Genomic DNA, 23,627 nt, shown 5'->3' with positions numbered 1-23,627 from the left:
AAGGTTCCCCCGGCCCCCGGGCTCCGCCCGGGTCGGGTTCGCGTCGCAGGCTCGCTGCTGGCGCGAGGAAGTATATTACCTCGCCGCCCGCCCGGTGTCAAGAACTTTTTTCAGGAATCTGAAGATTTGTTCTTGCCGGTGCTTCGGAGTCTTGCTGTTGGCTTGCGCCTTGCTCGGCTTCGAAGCGGCTCGCCCTTGCGGCGGGTTTGTTATTATACGGAAGTCGTTTCGAATGTGAAGCACTAATTTTTGTCTCCACAACTCTGCAACACTTTCTTTTTGGATGTGCGTTTCTCTTTGCTCCATACGGCGTTGCGGAACTCCACCACAACTTGTATCCCTTCAGCCGAATCCCACCATCGGCGTCCTAGGAACCCTCCTTATATATCTATATATATGCTATTGCAGCACTTGTGGATTAAGGCAGTCTCTGGGCTGCACGCCACATAGCACATCGATTGCGGCTTGGCAGGTACGTGTACGAAGCTCGATGCCGCTTTCTTCCGACCAATAGGCGGCATGGGGCGTAAGGACCGTATGCGGCGCCTTCGCTATCGGATGCCCAGGATCAAGCGGCTCGCCCTCGAACACGTCGAGCCCTGCTCCCCACAATGCGTTATTTTCGAGCGCGCGAGCAAGCGCAATCGTATCGACAACCGCTCCGCGTGAGGTGTTGACCACAATAGCGCTGGGCTTCATGAGAGAAATAGCGTGCTCGTCTATCAAGTGATACGTTTGCGGCGTAAGCGCCGTATGCACGCTTATTACATCACTGGTCGCTAAAAGCTCATCGAGCGGCAGTGTGGCATATCCCTCTGCCGTCGTCGAGTTCGGCTCAAGCGAACGCGAATAGCACACTACCTCAAATCCCAACCCGGCAGCTTTTCGTGCAGCCGCGGCGCCGATGGCCCCATGCCCACGATGCCGAAGCGCCTGCCACGCACCTGGCCCAGCGGGCGTGTGCGCGCGTAATCCCACACGCCCCGACGAACGGCGGCATCTTGCTCATTGACGCGACGCAAACATGCGAGCGTAAGCGCGATAGCGTGATCGCTCACCACCTCGGTCCCGTAGCCCGGCACGTTGCACACTGCGATTCCAAGTTCGGTGGCAGCGTCGACATCTATATTATCTACGCCTGTGCCCGTGCGGCTCACTACCTTCAAACGCGGGGCCAGCGCAGCAAGCGCCTCGTACGTGATGTCGCCGTATGAAGAGATAAGGGCATCGGCGCCTTGGGCGTAGCGTGCCACTTCTTCGGCATCGCAGCGACCTGCATGTACCGTGAGCTCAATGCCCGCCCGAGCGCACATGTTCTCCTCGATGAGGGAATCGGGGAAATCGAAATCGACTATTGCTATACGCTTTGCCGTGCTCATGCGACACTCCTTACCGTACGCTTCGATCCTTTGCGTGCTGCCAGCGACACGCTATACGCCTCACACTCTCTTTGCGCCCCATATTAGCTAGCAAGCCTCCTACGTGAAAAACGAAGTAGGCTAACGGATTGAAACCTTTGACCTTGTGCGCAACAGAGTGGGCTCGCCATGACAGTTATCCGGAGTATGTAATCCACCGTTCCGCCTATAAACCTGAATCTCGCCAGTTTTTGCAAGTATGTAATCCGGTTTCGTGTCAATTTTCGGAAACGGAAGGATGGTTGGCGCAGAGTCATTCGAGCGCCGTTCGCCAAAAGACGATTGACCTGGGGCAATGAAAGCCGCCAACGCAGAAGGCAATCGAAAGATGAGTCGTAACCCGCAAAATTACTTCAAACTGGATTACATACTCCAGAAAACTGCCAGCAAAGGAAAAATTGGAGGTGCAGGTGGATGACATACTTAAAGAAACTGACAACAAAAGCAAAGAGACGCCGAACCCGCCAGGGCAAAAGGAGCGCCACACCTCGAAGAGCAGACGACAGAGGAGCTAATACGTTCCACGCATACTGTACCAGCCATCGGCCTCGTCGACGGCAAGCGGGACGCCGAAGAGGTTCGTCATCTCCTGGCTATTCAGCAACTCCTTTTTGGGGCCATCGGCAATGATAGCCGCCTCTTTGATGAGCAGCACGCGGTCGATGGCAGGAATAATGTCTTCGGGATAATGCGTAACGAGCACCACCGAGCAGCCTTCGCTGGCAAGCGTGCGCATGGCATCGCGTACGTGGTACATGCCTTCGGGGTCGAGGCCCGTGCACGGTTCGTCGAACACCAGAACCTCGGGATCGTGCACCAATTCGCGCGCTACGAGCACACGGCGCACTTGACCGGTGGAAAGCGTCATCACATCGCGGTCGGAAAGATCGGCTATGCCGAGACGCGCAAGCGATTCGCGAGCCTTGACGATGACGGCGTCGGAAACCTGGACGTGGCGCGGCAGTCCAAGCGTTCCGAACACGCCGCCGCTCACGATGTCTATGACGGGAAGGTGCACGCGCACCTGGTCGTGCATCGTAGCGCTGACCACCCCTACGCACGATTTGACATCCGCGAGCGTAGGACGAGGGTTGCCACGAAAACGCACGGGCGGATTATCACGATGCAGCGGCATGACCTCACGCGTGAACAGCTGGATGAAGGTGGATTTTCCAGCGCCGTTGGGGCCGAGAAGAGCAATGTGCTCGCCTTCTGCCAGCGCGAAATCGTCCACATGGAGAATCGTTCTGCCAGCACGGACCACCGAAACGTCATGCATCTCGAATAGAGGCTGCCCCGTCATGTTTTTCCACCTATCCATTTTCAGGCCATGCCCCACCCTCAAGCGGCAAGCACGGAGTTCAGCGAAGCGATGCGCATCGGACAGAGCTGGCGCATCGCTTCCTTATGCATTTATATAGCTTCTTTATGCATTTATATAACAACTATATATAGGTGCGCGTCGCGGGGCGCCTCAAATGGGCTCGCCCGAGCGTCCTGCGGGTTTTGGGGGGGCGCGGGACGCTCAAGCTCAAATATCGCAAAGCTTAGAAACCCCGAGAACGAATCGCGGGAATACGTGAGGCTTCGTGGAAATGCGCAAAGCCCCATAGCCAAAGGGCCGCAACGGCGCGAGGCACCAAACCTACTATTGCGCGATGACCTCGGCGATGACCTCGACCTCGACAAGCGCGCCCTTGGGAAGCGCGCCCACTTCAACAGCGGAGCGAGCGGGCAGATGTTCGCCGAACGCCTGGGCGTACACGCCGTTGAACGCCGCGAAATCGCCCATGTCATCAAGGAAGCACGTGGTTTTGACCACGTGGTCGAAATCGGAGCCGGCGGCCTCAAGCAACGCACCGACGTTCTTCATGACCTGAGCGGTCTGCTCCTCAATGGTGGTGCCAACCATCTCGCCCGTCGCGGGGTCGAGCGGAATCTGGCCAGAGGCGAACAGCAGCCCTCCGACGATATTGCCTTGAACGTAGGGGCCGATGGCGGCAGGAGCGTTAGGAGTGGATACGGTCTTCATGGCAGCACCTCTTTCTCGCGATGGTTGCGCAGAGAGACGGAGCGACGGAACAAGCCCATGTGAGCAATGCGCGAGACGTGGCAAGTCGCCACAGACGATGCGCAATGCGCGATGGCCCATGCGCGGCTACCTTCTCCTGCACGGTTGAAGCTATGGTACTCCTCGCGCGCGCCAAGACGGCCTTTGTTTTGTTAAAAGTAGCGCAACAATTGCCTCTTCGCCCAAAAGAGCATCGCCGTTTTTATACAGTATCAGTTACGTGTCTGTTGGACCGAACGGCTTGGTGCAGCGTTCTTAACAGGACCGTCGCGTACGAAAAGCCAGCGATCGTTGCGAGGATCGACGACGACTCGCGAGGCTTTCCACGCCGCACGACAAAGCCGCTTGCCGTCAGACCCGTTTGAATACGTCCCGGCAATTGGGGCAGACGGCGCTTCGTCTCTTCCAATTACCGGATAAAAAGGTATACTACTTTACTACACTAAATTGGAAAAGTGCACCACGAAGGAATGAGACGATATGCTCACGCTGGACACATTCGAAGAAGCATCAATCCGAGTCAAAGAAGTGACCCAGAAGACCGAGCTTATCGAGAGCCCTCATTTCAGCGAAGCCACCGGCAACAAGGTGTATTTCAAGCCCGAGAACATGCAGCGCACCGGCGCATACAAAGTTCGCGGCGCCTACTACAAAATCAGCACGCTGACCGACGAAGAGCGCAATCGCGGCCTGATTACTGCATCGGCGGGCAATCATGCGCAGGGTGTGGCATTTGCCGCTACCCGCTGCGGAGCGAAATCCATCGTGGTCATGCCCACCACCACCCCGCTTATCAAAGTGGAGCGCACCAAGCACTACGGTGCGGAGGTTGTGCTGCACGGCGACGTATATGACGAGGCATGCGAGAAGGCGCTTGAGCTCGCCGAAGAGCATGGCTACACCTTCATCCATCCGTTCAACGACCTGACGGTTGCCACCGGCCAGGGCACCATCACCATGGAGATCGTCCAGGAGCTACCGCTGGTTGACTATATCCTGGTGCCCGTTGGAGGCGGTGGGCTGGCCACCGGCGTATCCACCTTGGCAAAACTTTTGAACCCCCATATTAAGGTCATCGGCGTGGAGCCTGCGGGCGCGGCGTGCCTCAAGGCATCGTTCGAGGCCGGACACGTGGTGAAGCTGCCCAGCGTGAACACCATCGCCGATGGCACTGCCGTACAGGAGCCCGGCGACAAGCTGTTCCCCTATTTGCAGGAAAACCTGGACGACATCATCACCATCGAAGACGACGAGCTCATCGTGGCCTTCTTGGATATGGTGGAGAACCACAAGATGATCGTGGAGAACTCGGGCTTGCTCACTGTGGCAGCGCTCAAGCATCTGCCGTTCACGGGCAAAAAAGTGGTTTCCATCCTCTCCGGCGGCAACATGGACGTCATCACCATGTCTTCCGTGGTGCAGCACGGCCTGATTCAACGCGACCGCATCTTCACGGTGTCCACGCTGCTGCCCGATCGCCCCGGCGAGCTGGTTCGCGTGGCCTCCATCGTTGCCGAGAACAACGGTAACGTGATCAGGCTGGATCACAACCAATTCGTGAGCACCAACCGCAACGCCGCCGTGGAGTTGCGTCTTACCATCGAGGCCTACGGCACCGAGCACAAGCATCAAATCGTGGACGCGCTCGCCGCCGGGGGCTTCCGCCCCAAGCTTATCCAGGCGCACCTGTAGGTCGCGCCACGAGCTTCGAAGCGGAAACGCCCGAACGTCGCGAACCAACGGGTCTGCGCCTTATAAATCCTTTCGTCGCCCGGCCGTCCCAAGCGGCCGTTGCAGGCGCCTCGTGCGGCAACGACGACCGGATTACCACGAGGACGCCTCTCATGCAGCCAGCAAACGCCCGGCACGACCGGGCCTGATAAGGAGGTACCTCTCATGACAGGAATGCCCACCCATACCAAATACCAGCCTGGATTCTACATGCCGCCCGAGCCCTGCTACGACTGGGTGCAGAAGGACTACATCGAGCACGCGCCCAAATGGTGCAGCGTGGATTTGCGCGACGGCAACCAGGCGCTCATCATCCCTATGAGCCTGGAAGAAAAGCTGGAGATGTGGGAGAAGCTCGTTGAGATTGGCTTCAAGGAGATCGAGATCGGTTTTCCCGCTGCCAGCGAGACCGAGTTCGAGTTCGCGCGCACGCTGATCGAGCGAAACATGATTCCCGAGGACGTTACTATCCAGGTGCTCACCCAGGCACGCGAGCACATCATCCGCAAGACCTTCGCCGCGCTGGAAGGCTGCAAAACCCCCGTGGTGGTGCACGTATACAACTCCACCAGCGTTGCGCAGCGCGAGCAGGTGTTCAAGCGCGACCGCGAGCAGATCAAGCAGATCGCCGTTGATGGCGCCAAGCTGCTAAAGCAGCTGACCGACGAGGCGGGCAACGACAACTACCGTTTTGAGTACAGCCCCGAAAGCTTCACCGGCACCGAACCCGAGTATGCCCTGGAGGTATGCAACGCCGTGCTGGGCATCTGGCAGCCCACGCCCGATCGCAAGGCCATCATCAACCTGCCCGCCACCGTGGAGATGAGCAGCCCGCATGTGTACGCCTGCCAGGTGGAATACATGCACAAGAACCTGAAGTATCGCGAAGGCGTTGAGATCTCGCTGCACCCGCATAACGACCGCGGCACCGGAGTAGCCGATGCCGAGCTGGGCGTTCTGGCCGGCGCCGACCGCGTTGAGGGTACGCTCTTCGGCAACGGCGAACGCACCGGCAACGTAGACATCATCACGCTCGCAATGAACATGTTCAGCCATGGCGTTGACCCCATGCTCGACTTCAGCGATATGCCCAGCCTGGTGGAGATGTACGAGCGCACCACCCGCATGGTGGTAGAGCCTCGTCGCCCCTATGCCGGCTCGTTGGTGTTCGCCGCGTTCTCCGGCAGCCACCAAGACGCCATCGCCAAGGGCTTCGCGTGGCGCAAGGAGCACGACCCCGAGCACTGGACCTGCCCGTATCTGCCCATCGACCCGGCGGATGTCAACCGCAAGTACGAAACCGACGTCATTCGCATCAACAGCCAGTCTGGCAAGGGTGGCATTGGCTACATCCTGGAGACCAACTATGGCTACGTGCTGCCGCCCAAGATGCGCGAGGAGCTGAGCTACGCGTCCAAGGACGTGTCCGACCATGCTCACAAGGAGCTCTCGCCCGCCGAGGTGAACGACATCTTCCACAGCCGCTACGTGAACCATCCCGGCCGCGTGGAGCTGCTGGACTTCCATTACACGCACGCCGACAACAACAAGGCTTTCAAGGCGTTCGTAACCGTGAAGCTGGACGGCATTGAGCAGGACGTGATCGGCAACGGCAACGGACGTCTGGACTCGGTGTGCGATGGCCTGGGCAAGCTGGGGCTGCGCGCGCATATCGTCGATTACGCCGAGCACACGCTGAGCACCGGATCCGATGCGCACGCCATGGCCTACGTGGCCATCGAGGGCAGCGACGGCAAGCTGGTGTGGGGCGCTGGCGAGCACGGCGATACCGTGACGGCTGCCATCAAGGCTCTGATTTCGGCCGTAAACCGCGCCTGCTCGCAGGAATAATACTAGGTAAGTAAGGAAACCAGGCGGAACGGGATCTACCTTTTAGGTTAGGTAAAGTCAGCGAGGGCGAAGCTGGCAAGCCATATTGCCCTGAAAGAGGAGCGAGGCGTGCTTTGCACGTGAGCGACGATTGAAGGGCAAGATGGCCGCCAGATTCGTTCGCAGCGGCTGCCCGTTCCGCCCTTCATAGAACGGCGGAACTAAATATGGGAATGACCCAAACACAGAAGATTTTGGCCGCACATGCGGGGCTTGACTCCGTGGTGCCCGGCCAGCTGATCGAGGCCGATATCGACCTGGCCTTGGCAAACGACATCACGGGGCCGGTGGCAATCCGCGAGCTGGTGAAGGCGGACATGGACAAGGTGTTCGACCGCTCCAAGGTTGCCCTGGTCATGGACCATTTCACCCCAAACAAAGACATCAAGAGCGCCGAGCAGTGCAAAGAGTGCCGTGATTTTGCGCACAAGCATAACATCGTGCACTTTTACGACGTGGGAAACATGGGCGTCGAACACGCGCTGCTGCCTGAGAAGGGCATTGTCGCTTCGGGCGATTTGGTAATCGGCGCCGACAGCCACACCTGCACCTATGGCGCGCTGGGAGCCTTCTCCACCGGCGTGGGCTCTACCGATGTGGCGGCCGGCATTGCTACGGGCAAAGCGTGGTTCCGCGTTCCCGAGGCCATCAAGTTCAATCTGACCGGCGAGCTGGCCCCCTGGGTTTCCGGCAAGGACGTGATCCTGTATATCATCGGCATGATTGGCGTTGACGGCGCGCTGTACCAGAGCATGGAGTTCTCCGGACCAGGCGTGGCAAGCCTCTCCATGGACGACCGCTTCGCCATTTGCAACATGGCCATCGAAGCAGGCGCGAAAAACGGCATCTTCCCCGTTGATGAAGCCACCATCGCCTATCAGAAGGATCGCGCGCTGCACGAGCCGCGCGTGTTTGAAGCAGACTCCGACGCCGAATACGCCCGCGTGATCGATATCGACCTGAGCGAGATTCCGCCCACAGTCGCAGCGCCCCATTTGCCTGAAAACACCAAACCTGTGACCGAGCTGGCCGGCATCAAAATCGACCAGAGCGTCATTGGCAGCTGCACCAACGGCCGCATCGAGGACATGCGCGTAGCCGCCGAAATCATGCGCGGCAAACACGTTGCCGACGGCGTGCGCACTATCGTGATCCCCGCCACGCAGGAAGTGTATCTGCAGTGTATCCGCGAAGGCCTGGCCGAAATCTTCATCGAGGCCGGCGCCATCATGTCCACGCCCACCTGCGGGCCTTGCCTGGGAGGCCACATGGGCATTCTCGCCGCGGGCGAGCGCGCCATTGCCACAACGAACCGCAATTTCGTTGGACGCATGGGCCATGTGGATTCCGAGGTGTACCTGGCAAGCCCCGCCGTGGCAGCGGCGAGCGCCATCACCGGCGTAATCACCGATCCAGCGACTTTGTAGGACCGTAAGCGAGCGGAGGGCGGAGGGTCCTCATGCTCAAACAGTCCTGTCTCGCACGAACATGCCGAATGCGCCCTCTCGGGCGCAGAAGGTAGGAACTAAACAGGCCACCGGCCTGTTTACCGTGCGGAACTGCGCGTGAGGGCCCTCCGCCCTCCGCTCGGCTCCCATATACGGAAGGAACAGATATGCAAATGCAAGCTAGAGGCGCCGTTTTCAAGTACGGCGACAACGTGGATACCGATGTCATCATTCCCGCGCGCTACCTGAACATCGCCGACCCCAAAGAGCTGGCGACGCACGCAATGGAGGACATCGACACCGAATTTGTGAAGAAGGTGCAGCCGGGCGACATCATAGTTGCCAATAAGAACTTCGGCTGCGGCAGCTCGCGCGAGCACGCCCCGCGCGTCATCAAGGACAACGGCGTGGCGTGCGTGATCGCCGCCAGCTTCGCGCGCATCTTCTACCGCAACGCCATCAACATCGGCCTGCCCATCTTGGAATGCGCGGAGGCCGCCGAGGCCATTCAGGCGGGCGACACCGTTTCCATCGACTTTGGAACCGGCACCATCACCGACGAGACCACGGGGCAAACCTTCCAGGCGCTGCCCTTCCCCGAATTCATCCAGGGGATCATCGACAACGATGGGCTGTTGAACAGCCTGAAGGCGCGCGGGGTGTAGCCTTGCGAATGGCAGGGAGGCGGAGCGGGGAGGGCCCGTTGCGACACCCGCTTTCCTACCGCTCGCCTTCGGCTCGCTATGCGGAAAGCTCCTGTTGCCCGTTTTAGAACAATAATGAGCAACAGAGTGTTCGCAGCGGGCCCTCCCCGCTCCGCCTCCCTGCTGACGCACGTCACACCGACACGCGTTTAGGCTGAGGGCGGGACGAACGCCTGGTTGACCTGCAATCTTGGCTTCGTTGGAACTGTATTGGACCTGCGCGTAATCTGATGGAGGATTGAGGATGGCAAAATACAACATTGCGGTTATGAAGGGCGACGGCATTGGCCCTGAGATTGTGGACGAAGCGCTCAAGGTGCTGGACGCCGTGGGCGAGAAGTTCGGCCACGAGTTCGTGTACAACGAGGTGCTCATTGGCGGCGCCGCCATCGATGCCACAGGCGAGTGCCTGCCGCGCGCCACGGTGGACGCCTGCATGGCCTCCGACAGTGTTATCCTGGGTGCCGTGGGCGGCCCGAAGTGGGACAGCCAGCCGCCCGCAAATCGCCCCGAGAAGGCGCTGCTCGGCATCCGTAAAGCATTGGGCCTGTTCGCCAACCTGCGCCCCGCCACGCTCTATGCGCCGTTGGCCGACGCCTGCCCGCTGAAGCCCGAGCGCATCAAAGATGGCCTTGATCTGGTTGTTGTGCGCGAGCTTACCGGCGACGTGTACTTTGGCGAAAAGCATCGCGACGAGGATGGTACCGGTCATGATGACATGAACTACTCAGTGGCCGAGGTGGAGCGCATCGCGCATCGCGCATTCCAGATGGCTCGCCAGCGCCGCAACCACGTGACCAGCGTTGACAAGGCGAACGTCCTGGAAACCAGTCGCGTATGGCGTGAGACGGTGGAGCGCATCGCCGCCGAATATCCCGACGTGACCGTTGACTACATGTATGTGGATAACGCCTCCATGCAGCTTGTCACCAACCCCGGACAGTTTGACGTGATTCTGACCGGCAACCTGTTCGGCGACATCCTCTCTGACGAAGCGAGCTGCATCACCGGCTCCATTGGCATGCTGCCCTCCGCGAGCCTGGGCGAAACGAGTCGCGGCATGTACGAGCCCATTCACGGCAGTGCGCCCGATATCGCGGGGCAGAATGTGGCCAACCCCATCGCCACCATCTTGTCCGTGGCGATGATGCTGCGCTACAGCTTTGACCTGGCCACCGAAGCCGATGCCATCGAGACAGCTGTGAATAGCGTGCTTGAGGCGGGGCATCGCACGGGCGACATCGCCAAACCCGGCGAGAAGCGTGTGACATGCTCCGACATGGGAACGCTGATTGCGCAAGCGATTTAGGAACCGCCGCCGTCTAGGACGTATGGCTTAGAACCCAACCCGACACTCTCATTGACAGAACGAAGGGGCTCTCAAACGAGGGTCCCTTTGCATTACTTCGGCAATGCTCTTGACGTTACGTTATTCCCATCCTTCCGAAGGCGACCCAGATAACGTCGGCTGCCGATTGCGCTCGAGTGCTTTCCTTGGCAACCACATGCAGGCAACCGCTCGATGCCTTTCGAGAACACCCACGCCCATCATGCACTCCGCACCGATTGCAAATACGGTTCGTTCTTGCGCAGCGTTTTGTGTCAACGTGAAAGGCATCAAACGCCCCATTGGCTTTGCCGAGGGGCGCATTTCGTGCCATTGATGCCGGCATTATTGCCGTTTTCCCAGGTGATTACGAATAAAATGGGGATTTCGTAAAATATGGGTAAAACGCGTGGTATGCTGATTTCAGATTTCTGCACCAACCGCGATTCGGCTGGCCGCCCGAAACGACAGGCCGCCGCGTCGCACCGCTCACATCCCGCCCGCGACACCCAGCACGGACCAAACAGGAAAGCGATCACGTTCGCCGATTTCGGTGTACGCACGTACCAACATTGTCGAACGCCTTGGACCGCTTGAACGATGGCGCGGCCATCGGGCGGACGCGAGCAATAACCAGAAGCACGACCGCAGGCAGCAGCGTAAGAGATTGGGGTTTGGCATGTATCAGCTCGATGAGAAAGTGGTGTACGCGAATTACGGCGTATGCATCATTTCGCAAGTGGACGCACCGATGACATTCGGCGGCGTGGAGCGCTCTTACTATGTGCTCACACCCACACGCAAACGTGGCGGCACGGTATATGTGCCCACCGATCACGAGGAGCTGATGCGCCCCATCATGAGCCGCGCCGAAGCATTGAAGCTGATCAATTCACTGGCAACTATTGCGATCGATGATTACAGAGACAACAATTCACGTGCCGTGGAAGACCATTTCCGCAAAATTCTGCGCACGAACGATTGCGCCGCTGCGGCACAGGTGGTGAAAACCATGCGCGCCCGCATCGAGGAGCAGCGAGAAAAACGCCATACGCCCTCAAGCATGTATACGCGCCTGCTCGAACAGGCCGAACATCAGGTCAGAAGCGAGCTTTCCGCCGCATTGGACATCCAGGAAGAAAACTTGGACGAGTTTATTGCCGAGCGAACAGCGTAGGGCATAAACGACGTTCGCCCGTATCGCGAAAGCGAAAATGACGGATGCCTTTATTAATCTGCGAACACCGTTCTTAGAACATGAAAGAAAAAGGCCAGAAGCTCGAGGGCTTCTGGCCTGCTATTTCGTGGAGCCGACGACCGGACTCGAACCGGTGACCTACGCATTACGAGTGCGTTGCTCTACCAACTGAGCCACGTCGGCGCACTGCGTTCATAAAAACGCGAGGACATACTATAAACGAGAATCGAACTTTACGCAAGCCCAGTTAGCTTGTAGGATGCTCTATTTCTACAATCTCCGGCAAGTGCTGCCCGAAACGACAGGAATAGAGCATTGTTCGCGCACCAAGGAGGGGCATGCGCAAAAGCAGCGATGCGCGAGCTGGGATTTCTCCGCATGGCCCAGTCCACCACCGCTGCAAACGAGCCGAATAAAGCTCTATTCTTCATTTCCTGGGCACCACATGCCAGAAAATCGAGGAATAGAGCATTCCGAGAGGGCCATCGGCTTTCCCAAAGACAGAGTCGTTTAGCTTCCCAAGAGTACGGCAGTCGAATTATGCCAAGGCAAACTGCTAGCTTCTCCGAGGATGAGACTGCTGACCTACCACTTAGCAAAAAGCCGGAAAACTTCCAAGCTGCAGCAAGCAGGAGCCCGCAAGGCCAATACCCCACTTTGACGAATCGCCATATATAGGCAGACGTTTTCCCAGCTCGAAACAAGGTTGTAACATTCGTTCGCGGAAATGCGCTCGCTCTAGCACACCGACGTACTATACTTTGTAAATTCGGTGTCATATGCGCACGCTATTGCATATGCGCACGTTATTACGCGAAATCGCATCGCGCACCGTACGGCCGCCCTCGAGTTGAAACGAATGCATTATGGAAATCGGAACCACTCTTCCAATTTGGAGCATCATCCCCTTCGTGGGCATGCTGCTATCCATCGCAATCTTTCCCATCGTCAAAGGCGAATGGTGGGAGTCACACCAGCTGCACGTAGCTGCGTTCTGGTCGCTGCTGTTTTTAGTGCCTTTCGCCGTTGCTTACGGTGTGGGCGAGGCGACCTATGAGCTCGCCGAAGTGGTGATTGTGGACTATATCCCCTTTGTGGTGCTGTTGTTTGGCCTGTACGTGGCCGCAGGCGGCATCCATATCGCGGGCAGCATCGTGGGCACCACACGCAACAACGTGATCATGTTGGGAATCGGCATGGTACTCGCCAGCTTCATCGGCACCACAGGCGCAGCCATGACGCTCATCCGCCCGGTGCTGCGCGCCAACCTGTGGCGCAAGTACAAAGCGCACATCGTGGTGTTCTTCATCTTCACGGTGGCCAACATCGGCGGCTGCCTGACCCCGCTGGGCGACCCGCCACTGTTCCTGGGCTACCTGCGCGGTGTGCCGTTCTTCTGGCCCCTGGAGCACCTGTGGCCGCTGTGGCTGTTCAACGCCGTGGTTCTGCTTGCCGTGTTCGCGCTGATTGACCACCACTACATCAAGAAGGAAGGCAAAGAGGGCGCCCAGGCCATGACGCTCATGGACGAGGCCGACGAGCGCACGCCTATCAAGATCGAGGGCAAGCGCAACATCGCCTGCATCGCGCTGATCATCGTGGCCGTCATCCTCAATGGCTCTATCCCGCAATCCGGGCTGTTCACCGACGCCTCCACGGGCCTCACCTACGGCTTCTATGTGTTCGGCGACATCCACATTGGCCTGGAGTACATCGTGCAGGTGGGCCTGATCCTGGTTGCCGCCGCCATCTCTATGAAGATCACGCCTAAGCCGTATCGCGAGTCCAACAACTTCGAGTGGGGCGCAATCGCCGAGGTCGCACGCCTGTTCATAGGCATCTTCATCACGATGATTCCCGCTCTGGCCCTGCTGCGCGCCAACGGCGCCGCCCTGGGCATCGATCAGCCGTGGGAGTTCTTCTGGGCCACCGGCGCGCTTTCCAGCTTCTTGGACAACTCGCCCACTTACCTGGTGTTTATGACCACGGCGGGCTCAATTGGAGCGGAAGCCGGCATGGCAGCCATCCAGACCTCGGTAGGCACGATTGCCATCGAGTCGCTCATTGCGGTTTCGGCCGGCGCCGTATTCATGGGCGCGAACACCTACATCGGCAACGCACCCAACTTCATGGTGAAATCCATCGCCGAGCGCGCGAAAGTGAAGATGCCCACGTTCTTCGGATACATGGGCTGGTCGTGCGCCATCCTGATTCCGCTGTTCATCGTGGATACGGTGGTGTTCTTCATCCTGTAAGCAAAAGCGGCGTCGACGGCGCGCAAGCCTCGTACCGACGCACATATCGCGCCTCTCGCCTTTGCCCGCTCCATTCGGAGCGGGCTTTTTGCGCAGGGTCCTTTTGCCGTTCAGCGATGAAAATGCACAACGACTGCAACATTTCGCACTGCTGCCGCATATTGTAGGTGTAAGCCAAGACGAAGGGGCAGGAATGCGAGGCGAACCAAGAAGCGAAGCGTTTATGACGCACGCGATGGACCTGTGGGCAGCCGCTCGCCGCAAGCGCCCCGAACCCCTCGACGCCAGGCAAGGCTAAATACTAACCAAGCCCAGCGCCGAAGAGGCTATTTTATTTGTCCATCCGCTCTGGCAAGCGATGGGAAGCCCGCCCGAAGACATGCACACGCCCGGCGCTCGCCGCCACGGCAGCCGCCATTGCGGCAACAACCGCAAGCGGCACGACCACGCACAGCGAACCGTCGCCTGTGGCGGCGAGCTTCGCGGAGTCACCGCCCGATTCGCTTGCGCCGGGACGCTCGTCCGAGTGGGCGTTTCCGCCCGAACCGCCTGGGGCATTCGGGCCATCGGCCGCATCGGAGCCGGCGTCGGGATCATTCGGGCTCACGGAGCCATCGGGGGCGGTTCCCGGTTCGTCGGAATCATCGGGATCATCGGGATCGATGCCGGGATTGGGATCAGTTCCGGGCTCCGGTTCGGATGTGTCATCCCATTGGGCATACAGCGTCACCTCGCCGTTAGGCTCGGCCGTCAAATTGGACACCCGCTCCCCATCGGAATAGACCGCATCGCCGCCTTCGGGATCGGTGCTCCAGCCGATAAACTCATAGCCCTCGCGCTCGAAGGCATTGGCAAAAAGCGCCTGGGGCTCATCGTAGACCATATCCTGAGGCTCCATGGAGCCCTCGCCCCCGTTGGCGTCGAACAGTACCTTGTACCTGTTGGCAACGGGATGCGCTTCGAGCAGCGCTCGCCCGCTTACAATCACGGTCTGCTCCGCCGCAGACGAATCGCCGTTTTCCCACTCGGGCTCAGCGCCTACGGCCGTCCAGCTTTCGAAGGAATACCCCTCGTCGACCGAAGCCCCGATGCGCAACGCGTCTCTCGCCCGAAGCCGCTCCACAAACTGGCTGCGCTCTCCCGTTGCGGGATCTTCCGCCCATGCGGCGGCATGGGGCTCGGCGGCTATGTCAACGGAGAAGTATTCCAGGGCCAGGAAGCCGCTTCCATCGGCCGCCACCTGGGCAGTCACGCCTTCGGTGTTCCAGCCCTCCATCAGCACGGAATACTCGCCCGGCTGCACGCCCTGCGCCACATACACGCCGGATCCGGCGGCCTTAAACGGCGTATACTGCGCTCCCGCAGCATCCACCAGCACGATATCGCGCTCATCGGGAAGCGAGACGCCCGCGCCGTTGTTGGTGACGACAAGACTGAATGCCCCTTCTTCCACGAAGACGGCGCTAAGCGTGTCGCCCGAAACGGAGCCATCCCCGTGCACCGTGCAGAGGTTCACCACCGTGGCCCCGCTCGCATAGAACGAACCGAACGAAAGCCCCTCCCAGCCCACGAGCGTCTTGCCATTCGGCGCGCCGACAGACGTCGGCAGCTCGAACGGGGTGTCGAACACCGCCTCAAGCTCCGTCAAGGCGCCCCCTACGTCCAGAGAAACGGTGTAGCGAACCGGCTCCCACTGGGCATAGAGCGTGATGGCGCTCGAGGGGTCGGAAGCCAGGTTTTGCACCTCTTGGCCATCGGCGTAGGTCGCGCCGCTGCCGTCGGGCTGGGTGTTCCAGCCAGCGAACGAATAGCCCGGAAGCGCATAGGCGCACGAGGGCAAGGCGGCAGGGGCATCGTAGACAAACAGCTGCGTGCCCATCTCGCCCGAAATCGCCGTACTTGCAGAAGCGGGGGCGTTGGCCTCGAAGCCGACCGCATAGCGCACCGGAGCCCATTGGGCGTAGAGCGTAGCCTCTCCTCCCGGCGCTGCGATGTCGGCAACTTCCTGCCCCTCATCAAACGACACGCCCGTGCCGTCTTGCAGGGTGTTCCAGCCCGTGAACTCATAGCCCTCGCGTGAGAACGCGTTGGGGCTGAGCGCCGTTGGGTCACCGCAGGCGATGCGCTGGGGCGCCATCGCGCCCTCGCCGCCGTTGGCATCGAAGTTCACCATGTAGACGGTGGAGCGAGCATGGGCAACGGCCACGAACGGGCCCTCAACGGTGACCGTTTGAACCTCTTGGTCGGGGCTCCACTGCGCAGGCTCGACGCCTCGGCAGCTCCAGCCGTCAAACGTATAGAAGTTATCCTCGTCGGCTGCGGCACCAAGCGTTACCTCGGTCCCCTTGAGCACCACGCGGCTTTCCACGCCCGCCGAGCCCATCCACGCCCCGACGCCCGGACCGCCCGCCTCGACGGCGGCCGTGAAATACTCGATGGACAAAACCGCCGGTTTGCCTGCCTCCACCGTCAGACTGAGCGCGCCGGTGGGATACAGCGCAGCGCCGCTGTCGTCGACGGCATTGATATCGATGCCGTAGTTTCCGGGAGCAACATCGGCGAGCACGTAGGCGCCCGATGCCGTATCTTGGACAAACCCCGCAACGGGCTCGCCGCCATCTTTGGGAATCAGGACGATCTCTTCTTGGGAATTGCCCAGCTGCACAGGCCGATTATCGTGGGTGAGGGTCAAGGTGACATCGTTGTGAGCCCATTGCGCCACAAGCGTAGAGCCTTCCACAACGCCGCCGCCGTCTACAGAACAGAGGTTGCTCGCCCATGCCCTATCGGCATAGAGCGCGCCCGTGTCTTCGTCGCGCCATCCGACAAACGCCGCGCCCGTTGGGGGCTGGAACTTCAGGGCATCAAGCGCCGACGCCTCATCGAAAACGCACGACTGGACATAGCTTTCGCCAGTCCCCTCGCCCGGCCGGAACGTGATCTCATACGAGCAGGGTTTCCATTGGGCGTACAGGGTAATGCGCTCTCCCGGCTCCGCCAGATTGAAAACCGCCTCGCCATCGTCGTAGGCATCTCCCGTGCCGTCGGGCTGAGTGTTCCAGCCCGCAAACTCGTAGCCATGCAGCAGATAGCTCACGGAATCGAGCGAAATTTCCCTGCCGTATTCCATGTGGCTCGCATCCATAGAACCCGAAACCCTGGTGCTGGCAGTAGCAGGAACATTCGCATCATAGGCGACGATATAAGGATCGCGATGCCACTGCGCGTAGAGGGTGTAGGGGGCGTCGGCGCGATCCCATAGGCCCACAACATCCGTCCAGCCCGCAACGCCGGACACGAGCTGGTATTGGGCATCCATGACCATGGTTCCGCCCTCGGGTGCGTCGAAGAAGCCGAGCAGCGTGAGGCCGTCTTCGTTAGGCTCCACCTCTTCCTCCACGACCACCTCGCGCGAACCCAAGCGTACCTTGGCTTCCCCTTCGTACCCATAATCGGTATTAGGGTCGAGCGTAAGGTTACACTCCTGGTCGAGCATGCCGTAATCGAGGCCGGACGAGGGCTTGGTCGGATGAATTTCGCCCGTGTAGCTCACGCCCTCCCCATCGACGGCGCCCACCACTTCGCCCGCCTCGGGCAACCACAGCATGACGCCGGCTTCTTGCACGCCTTCACGCACCTGTATCAGAGACGTCTCGACATCGTTGAATGCATACGGGGGATTCACGCCATGAATCTCCAGCGACCGCAGGCCGACCCCGGCCTTCGCCCCTTCAAGCCCGGCGAACACGCGATAGGTGGTCACGCCCGCGCGGTTGATGGCAGTAGAGGCCGATGCGCCCGTGCCTGTTGTGAAGCCCGTGTATGAGCCGCCGTAGATCATGGTCTTTGCCGTGCCATCCGGGCCGCTGCCGCACGCCGCGAACCCGACATCCACGGTTCCTCCCGCAATGGAAACCTGGGCGTTGCCCGCCTTGCTGCCAAGAGCGAGCTGGCCGTATTCTCCGGTCGCAACGGTCTTTCCGCCCGCTATGGAGATGGAGGCATCGCCCTCCACGCTGCCAATGAGCGGCGCGTCATCAATAGAGCCGTTCGAGGGGTAGACGGCGCCTCCCGTAATGGAAACGCTGGCGGAACCCTCGATGCCGCCAATGCCCGGAGCGCCTTTCCCGCCTTTGGCGTGCACGGTTCCCCCAGAGACAGAAACCTGGGCAGAGCCGCTCACAACGCCAATGCCAGGAGCGTTGCCGCCGCTTGTGGCGGTAACGGTGCCGCCGGAGACCGAAAGCTTGGGGCCGCCGTATACCCTGCCAATGCCCGGGGCGTCTCCGGCGCCCGTGGCCGTGACGGTGCCCCCCGCGATGTCCGCGGCGCCAGCGCCGTCGACCGCAAGCGCAGGAGACCCGGCGCTTCCCGCCTTCGAGCCTGCCTTAAGGGTGAGGGTGCCCCGCGCGTCCTGAGCGCCGATGGTAACCATGGGCTCAGACGACGGGGGCGTGACCGTCGAGGGCTCCTCCAACAGCAAGACGGCAGACGTGTCGCCACTCGAAAGGGACGCTTTGGCGCCCTGCAGCAGCATGAGCTCCACGTGGGACTGACTCGTGCTCGTGTATGCAGAAACAACCGTGATAGCAGCGTTGGACTTTGGATGAAGGTTGAGCCCATTGCCCAGGTACACCCGTATCTCATCGCCCGGGTCCGGCGCGACGACAACCCTCACCAAGCTGGAAGAGCCCAGAATCGCATAGGTGCCCGGTTCGCTGATGCGTACGAGCGTCTGGGTTGCGGCAAGCGATGCGTTGTAGTAGCCGTCGGGTTCGAGATTAACAACGGCCGCGCCATCCGCCGCAATGCCCTCCGCCCCATCGTCGGCATGCGCGACAGGCGCACAAACGGCAAGCGCAAACAAGGCGGCCAGCCCGAACAGCACGGTGGCGATGCGACGCTCCCACCGCGTGATAGCGGGGCGGGCGCCCTCGCCGAAGAGAATCGTTGGCACACTCATGACATCATCCCATCTCGTACACGCTTGTCGTTAACGATCCCTGTCGCGGTCACAGGACTCTCCCTGACCAAGGCCGACAGGGGAATCGGCCCATTCGCCTTGCTCCAGTGCCGCTCTGCGGGCGCTGTAGGCCACGAATGCTGCCGCGGCGGCGCCGGCAAGCGCACCAACGAAGGGCACGCCGGCACCGTCACCGGTTTGCGCGAAGTTGCCAAGCTGGCTGTCGCCCGACGAACCGCCGGCACCGTTCGACCCTCCGCCCTGGCCGTCATCGGAACCATCCTGACCGCCATCGGACGCGCCCGGTCCAACGTCAACGCCGTCCTTGACCACGCGCACTTCCGGCTCGCTCAGCCCGGGGTCGAAAACATCGGACTGCTGCTTGATCACGTCGATGCTCACGCCCGGCAGCTCGTCGTGATCGGGGTCATGGCTAATCGGGGATGCCTCCATGCCGTCGGGCGCCATGGACACAATCGTCTCGTAGCTAAAATCGCTCACAACCGCGTAGACGCTCTTCGTGCCGTGCCAATCGCTGGGAATGGCGAATTCCACGCGGTACTGCGACGTTTTTCCAGGAAGCAGCACGCCCGCCGAAACGGGGTCTGCCAGCCGATGGAAGCCCTCTACGCCGGAATACCCCACGGCATCGTCGGAATACGCCGGCCCGTTCGCAATTTCATCCCCGATCACCTCGGTGGCGAGCTCGGGGTTCCACGCCGACGCGCACGCGTTCTCGGCGGCAAACGCGAGCGTGGATTCGGCCACCTTCTCGCCCGTTTCCTGGTCGTGAAGCGAGGCGACGCAGCCCGTGAGAATCACATTGCCGTCGTTGCGCAGCACGATGTCGAACGTCGTGCTCTCTCCCTGCAGCACGAACAGCTCCTCGGCGGCAAATCCGAGAATAGACGCCGTGGCCACGATGGGAACCTCCACATAATGCAGATCCGCCGTGCTGTTTTCCATGCTCGTGATGGCAGACGTCACAAACGTGTACACATCCCTGCCCGATACGCCCACAATGCTGTCGATGGGATGGGTGAGGCCCGCCAGCGGGAACGGCTCGGAGAACAACCCGTCGACATACAGGCTCGCAAGAACGCGATAACGGTTCTCGGTGGGGCTATCGATAGGATTGCCGTGCTCGTCGAACGACTGCTCTTTTTTGCCCTCCTTGTTTTCCATGAAGAACAGCACGTTGCCGTTGTCGCTCACCTTAAACGCGCTCATCTTGGCAGATGCGGGGCCCACGGGCCGCGTGCTGAGGCTGCCTTTTTCAACGCTGGGGTCGAATGACGCTTCGTAGAGCTCCCCGTTTACCAGCGAGAGGAACGATGCATGCCCGGGCCACGCTCGCATGTCGGATACATCCGCCGCGTTGACGATGTTACGCACGGCCGAGAAGGTAAAGGACTGGGGAGCGCTCAGGACATCAAGCTCTTCTTCGGGGGAGGCGTCCTGAAGCTCCCTGCTAATTGCCAGCTTGACCGTGGCGACGCTTACGCCGTTACGCGAATGGGAAACCAGGCTGAACGAACCTACCGATTCATCCTGGTCGTCGACATCGATGCTGGAGATCTCGAGGCTGTTGGCCGTCGCGTCCACCGGCACGCCCGCGGTATGCACCAGGTTGTTCGAAAGAGGAACGGCCACGCGGCACGTGGTGGTTGCGTTGTCGCTAAAAAGCTCCATAGGGCTGTCGGCGGCATGCTGCAAATAGCCCAGCGCCACCAGGAGCGGCCTCCCGTTCTTCATGATGGTGGTGATGCGCGGGCATGTTACGGTATAGGCATTGGCGGGGGTCGACCCCGGCGTTTCCTTCCACATGGAAGACCAGAGGCGCTTGAGGTCGCGGTTGAAAGCGGCAACCGTCAGGATAGATTCGGAAGACGCATCGAAAAACGTGGTCTGATCTCCGTTTGCGCGCACGGTGCTCACAAGGCTCACGTAGATACCTTGATACAGGCTGGCCGACATCTCCGTCTGAGTGCACACATCGAAATCGTAGTCGAACATATCGGCGCGGTCTACGCCCGCAAGCGAGACGGGAATATCCAAAACCTTTGGACGTCCCCAGCGCCCGGTTTCGGCGTTGTAGATCTGGGCAGAGAGACGGGTGCGGCCCTCATGCGTGCCGTCCACGGAGTAATCGACGCTCATGAGGCGGAACAGGTACACAATTCCGTCGTAGGTAATGACCTTCTCGCGCGGATTGCTGAACGACGCGCTGATGATCTTCACGTCTTTGCTGGGCACCACGCCGCCGCTCGGCGCGATGCTCGCGATATCCGCAAAGCCCGTGCACACCCCCTGGGGATCTTCGCCCACGTCCTCGTACACATAGCCGTCTTCGCCTTCAGAAAGCGCATCCTCGGAGGCATCGGGCGCAGCGACGTTGAACGGCATGGCGAACATACCGTTGCCCAAGTTGATCGGCTCTGCGGCCTCGGGCGCGGCAAAGGCGCGCGTTGTTGCCTTGGCGGCCGCCTCCCTGCTCTTGAGCAGCTCAGACGATGTGACGATAGTGGCGATCTTGCCGAATTCCTCGAGCTTCACCGCGCCGTTCTCGTCCACCAGCGCATCGCTTGCGAACACGCCGGCGCCGTTGGAATCCGTGCCCAACGCGTAGTCATTCGAGAGATAGCTGGAAGGAAGCCCGCCCTCGTTGCTCGACGCCTTCCAGTTGTCATAAAGGCGCGGCCAGTCGGTAGACCAAATCTTGCCGCTCCATTTGAAAACAAGGGCTTGCAGCACGATGGCCACCTCGATCCCGGCGCCAATCACCACGTGGCGAGGAGCGCCAGGCACGATATCCTCCGTAGCTTCAAGCAGGGCAAAATACATGGAGAGGCTGCCCGCTCCACGCAGCGACGCGCTGAGTACGCCGCTGATACCCACGCCGAGGGAAAGCGCCAGCTCGAGGTTGATGACAATGGCGATGCCGGTTTTCTCGGGAACGAGGTCGATATCGAGCGGCTCGCCCTTGGGAGACTCGATCGCGGCATAGAACGAAAGCCGCGCATCGAGGGATACATTGATTCCAATAAAGACAGGCACCGGACCGATAGTGAGCTGCTCAATCAGGGACACGAACATATACAAATCGAAGATGGCGGCGGCTTTGCCCATGAACTTTATGGCGTCAGCCGATTCAAGCCAGTTGCATTCCGCGGACAGCGTGGCCTCGACCGAACCGGAGATTCCGAACGACGGCGAGAGCTTATGGCCGAACGCCTTGGAGCTGCCAGGGTCGGTTCCCTTCCGCATATCTTTATACTGGTCTATCTTTTTACTCCACCGGTCATTGAGATCCTTCCATTGCTGCTTCACGCTAGCATTGGTTTCGTTGGAAAAGCTCGCCTCACGAAAACCGTTTATGCTGCTCGCGCTTCTTTCGCCCGTGACGCCAATGCCCAAGAACATGATGCCGAACGGCGAAATGTAGAAATCGACGGGAAACGTAGGAACCCACATAGTAAAACTGGACCCTCGCAGCACGGCGGGGAACGAATCGGGAAGCGTGAACAAGGTGTGCTCGGAACCCGTTTGACCATAGGAAACGCCGGGCACGATGTCGGCATTGCCGGTGGAAAGCGGAATGTCGGACTCTTTGACCGAAAGATTCACTGGGAACACGTAGGCAAGATCGCCCGCTGTCACCTGGATCTCAAAGGCCTTTTTAAGCGGCAGAAGGTCTTTGGTGGGTGCGAGAAGACGCAAATAGTACGCGCTTCTGCTCAGGCGGCCAACGCCTTCATACATAGATACCGTGGCGGTAAAGAGGGGACTGCTCGCACGCTTGCCATCTTCCCCGAGATCGCGCGTCCAAAGCGACACTTCGACGGAATCCACGCCCTCCATGTGCAACGTGCCGGTAAGCGCGATTTTATCGGTAGCCGCTTCGCAGCGAATCACCTCGCATTCGCCGTACTGCATATCCCATCCATTGAACGAAAGGGATTCGAAGTACGGGATGGACGCATCGCGAATCTTGCAACAGGGAATCTTGAGGGCAGAACCGCTGTCGACGCGAATCTTTTCGAGGGTCACGTTGCGATAGCCATGCTCCTTGGTGATGGTGACGGAGCCCTCGAAACGGTAGCACCTGCCCATGGTGCCCAAATCAATAGCGGTTCCCAGTTTGGATGCGTCGAAGACCACCGCGCCGTTTTCGTCGGATACGGCCTCGAGCGTCTGTGTTTTGTCTTTAACGGTGGCGGAAATGGAAACTCGAGCGTTGGGCACCGGGGCGGTGGCTCCCTCTTCGTTGACGTCGTAGACGGAGAGCCCTATCTCGTTGTAAGAGAGGACGATGATTTGCGTGGTGGGCTCGGATGCGCTCTCGCCCTCCCCCGCCGCAGTGAATTCCTGCGCATACGCCACCTTGCCGCCGAAGGTGCCTAAACAAGGAAGCATCATCGATGCCACCGTGGCGCCGCCGCCCGCTAAAAAGGTGCGGCGCGTGATGCCTTCTGGCCGCTCGTTCGCGTTCTGCCACTTGCTCAATTCATTCGCGCCCATAGCTCACCTTTCTCGAAGCTTAAGCAGCATCATATCTATGAGCACGGAAACGAATTACACCCGTTTCGGGCACGAAACGGGTGTAATCGGAATCAAGCGAA

Annotated in this window: 11 protein-coding genes, 1 tRNA gene and 1 pseudogene; 7 read left to right on the top strand and 6 right to left on the bottom strand. The window is 60.0% G+C overall.

The window, feature by feature from the left end; all coding sequences use genetic code 11:
• Positions 1 to 399 precede the first annotated feature (399 nt).
• The 3 genes and pseudogenes from DMP06_RS11830 to DMP06_RS05545 form a co-directional block, all read right to left on the bottom strand.
• Positions 400 to 1,313 (bottom strand): annotated as a pseudogene (locus DMP06_RS11830) (C-terminal binding protein).
• A gap of 616 nt (positions 1,314 to 1,929) precedes the next feature.
• The gene (locus DMP06_RS05550; RefSeq protein WP_245962397.1) at positions 1,930 to 2,739 is read right to left on the bottom strand and encodes an ABC transporter ATP-binding protein; all 810 of its coding nucleotides are present in this window, start codon (positions 2,737 to 2,739) and stop codon (positions 1,930 to 1,932) included.
• A gap of 327 nt (positions 2,740 to 3,066) precedes the next feature.
• Positions 3,067 to 3,450, bottom strand: coding sequence for a RidA family protein (locus DMP06_RS05545; protein ID WP_123208755.1), 384 nt, complete (start codon positions 3,448 to 3,450; stop codon positions 3,067 to 3,069).
• A 519-nt stretch (positions 3,451 to 3,969) separates the two neighbouring features.
• On the opposite strand from DMP06_RS05545, the gene ilvA reads away from it, so the two are divergent.
• From ilvA to DMP06_RS05515, 6 genes are all read left to right on the top strand, one after another.
• Complete coding sequence (ilvA, locus tag DMP06_RS05540) at positions 3,970 to 5,181, top strand: threonine ammonia-lyase (protein WP_123208754.1); 1,212 nt, start codon at positions 3,970 to 3,972, stop codon at positions 5,179 to 5,181.
• Positions 5,182 to 5,385: 204 nt separating this feature from the next.
• Complete coding sequence (locus DMP06_RS05535; protein WP_220092540.1) at positions 5,386 to 7,071, top strand: 2-isopropylmalate synthase; 1,686 nt, start codon at positions 5,386 to 5,388, stop codon at positions 7,069 to 7,071.
• 206 nt (positions 7,072 to 7,277) lie between these two features.
• A complete protein-coding gene (gene leuC, locus DMP06_RS05530; RefSeq protein WP_123208752.1) occupies positions 7,278 to 8,537 on the top strand; it encodes a 3-isopropylmalate dehydratase large subunit in 1,260 nt (419 codons plus the stop codon).
• 188 nt (positions 8,538 to 8,725) lie between these two features.
• Positions 8,726 to 9,223: a 3-isopropylmalate dehydratase small subunit gene (locus tag DMP06_RS05525; protein WP_245962396.1), complete on the top strand. Its 498-nt coding sequence runs from the start codon at positions 8,726 to 8,728 to the stop codon at positions 9,221 to 9,223.
• A gap of 283 nt (positions 9,224 to 9,506) precedes the next feature.
• Positions 9,507 to 10,571, top strand: coding sequence for a 3-isopropylmalate dehydrogenase (gene leuB, locus DMP06_RS05520; RefSeq protein WP_123208751.1), 1,065 nt, complete (start codon positions 9,507 to 9,509; stop codon positions 10,569 to 10,571).
• A 697-nt stretch (positions 10,572 to 11,268) separates the two neighbouring features.
• Positions 11,269 to 11,766 carry a CarD family transcriptional regulator gene (locus DMP06_RS05515; RefSeq protein WP_123208750.1) on the top strand — a complete coding sequence of 166 codons (498 nt, stop codon included), beginning with the start codon at positions 11,269 to 11,271 and terminating at the stop codon, positions 11,764 to 11,766.
• A gap of 128 nt (positions 11,767 to 11,894) precedes the next feature.
• On the opposite strand, the gene DMP06_RS05510 is transcribed toward DMP06_RS05515, so the two are convergent.
• Positions 11,895 to 11,970, bottom strand: a tRNA-Thr gene (locus DMP06_RS05510).
• Positions 11,971 to 12,653: 683 nt separating this feature from the next.
• On the opposite strand from DMP06_RS05510, the gene DMP06_RS05505 reads away from it, so the two are divergent.
• On the top strand, positions 12,654 to 14,042 hold the full coding sequence (locus tag DMP06_RS05505; protein WP_123208749.1) for a sodium:proton antiporter: 1,389 nt from the start codon (positions 12,654 to 12,656) through the stop codon (positions 14,040 to 14,042).
• A 331-nt stretch (positions 14,043 to 14,373) separates the two neighbouring features.
• On the opposite strand, the gene DMP06_RS05500 is transcribed toward DMP06_RS05505, so the two are convergent.
• Both DMP06_RS05500 and DMP06_RS05495 read right to left on the bottom strand, forming a co-directional pair.
• The gene (locus DMP06_RS05500; protein ID WP_123208748.1) at positions 14,374 to 19,005 is read right to left on the bottom strand and encodes an InlB B-repeat-containing protein; all 4,632 of its coding nucleotides are present in this window, start codon (positions 19,003 to 19,005) and stop codon (positions 14,374 to 14,376) included.
• Positions 19,006 to 19,035: 30 nt separating this feature from the next.
• A complete protein-coding gene (locus tag DMP06_RS05495) occupies positions 19,036 to 23,526 on the bottom strand; it encodes a hypothetical protein (RefSeq protein ID WP_123208747.1) in 4,491 nt (1,496 codons plus the stop codon).
• Between the last annotated feature and the right edge of the window lie 101 nt (positions 23,527 to 23,627).

Origin of the sequence: Slackia equolifaciens, assembly GCF_003725995.1 — a bacterium.
Lineage (GTDB): Bacteria > Actinomycetota > Coriobacteriia > Coriobacteriales > Eggerthellaceae > Slackia > Slackia equolifaciens.
Note: the sequence above shows the minus strand (reverse complement) of the source record. Positions and strands in the feature narration are given on the sequence as shown.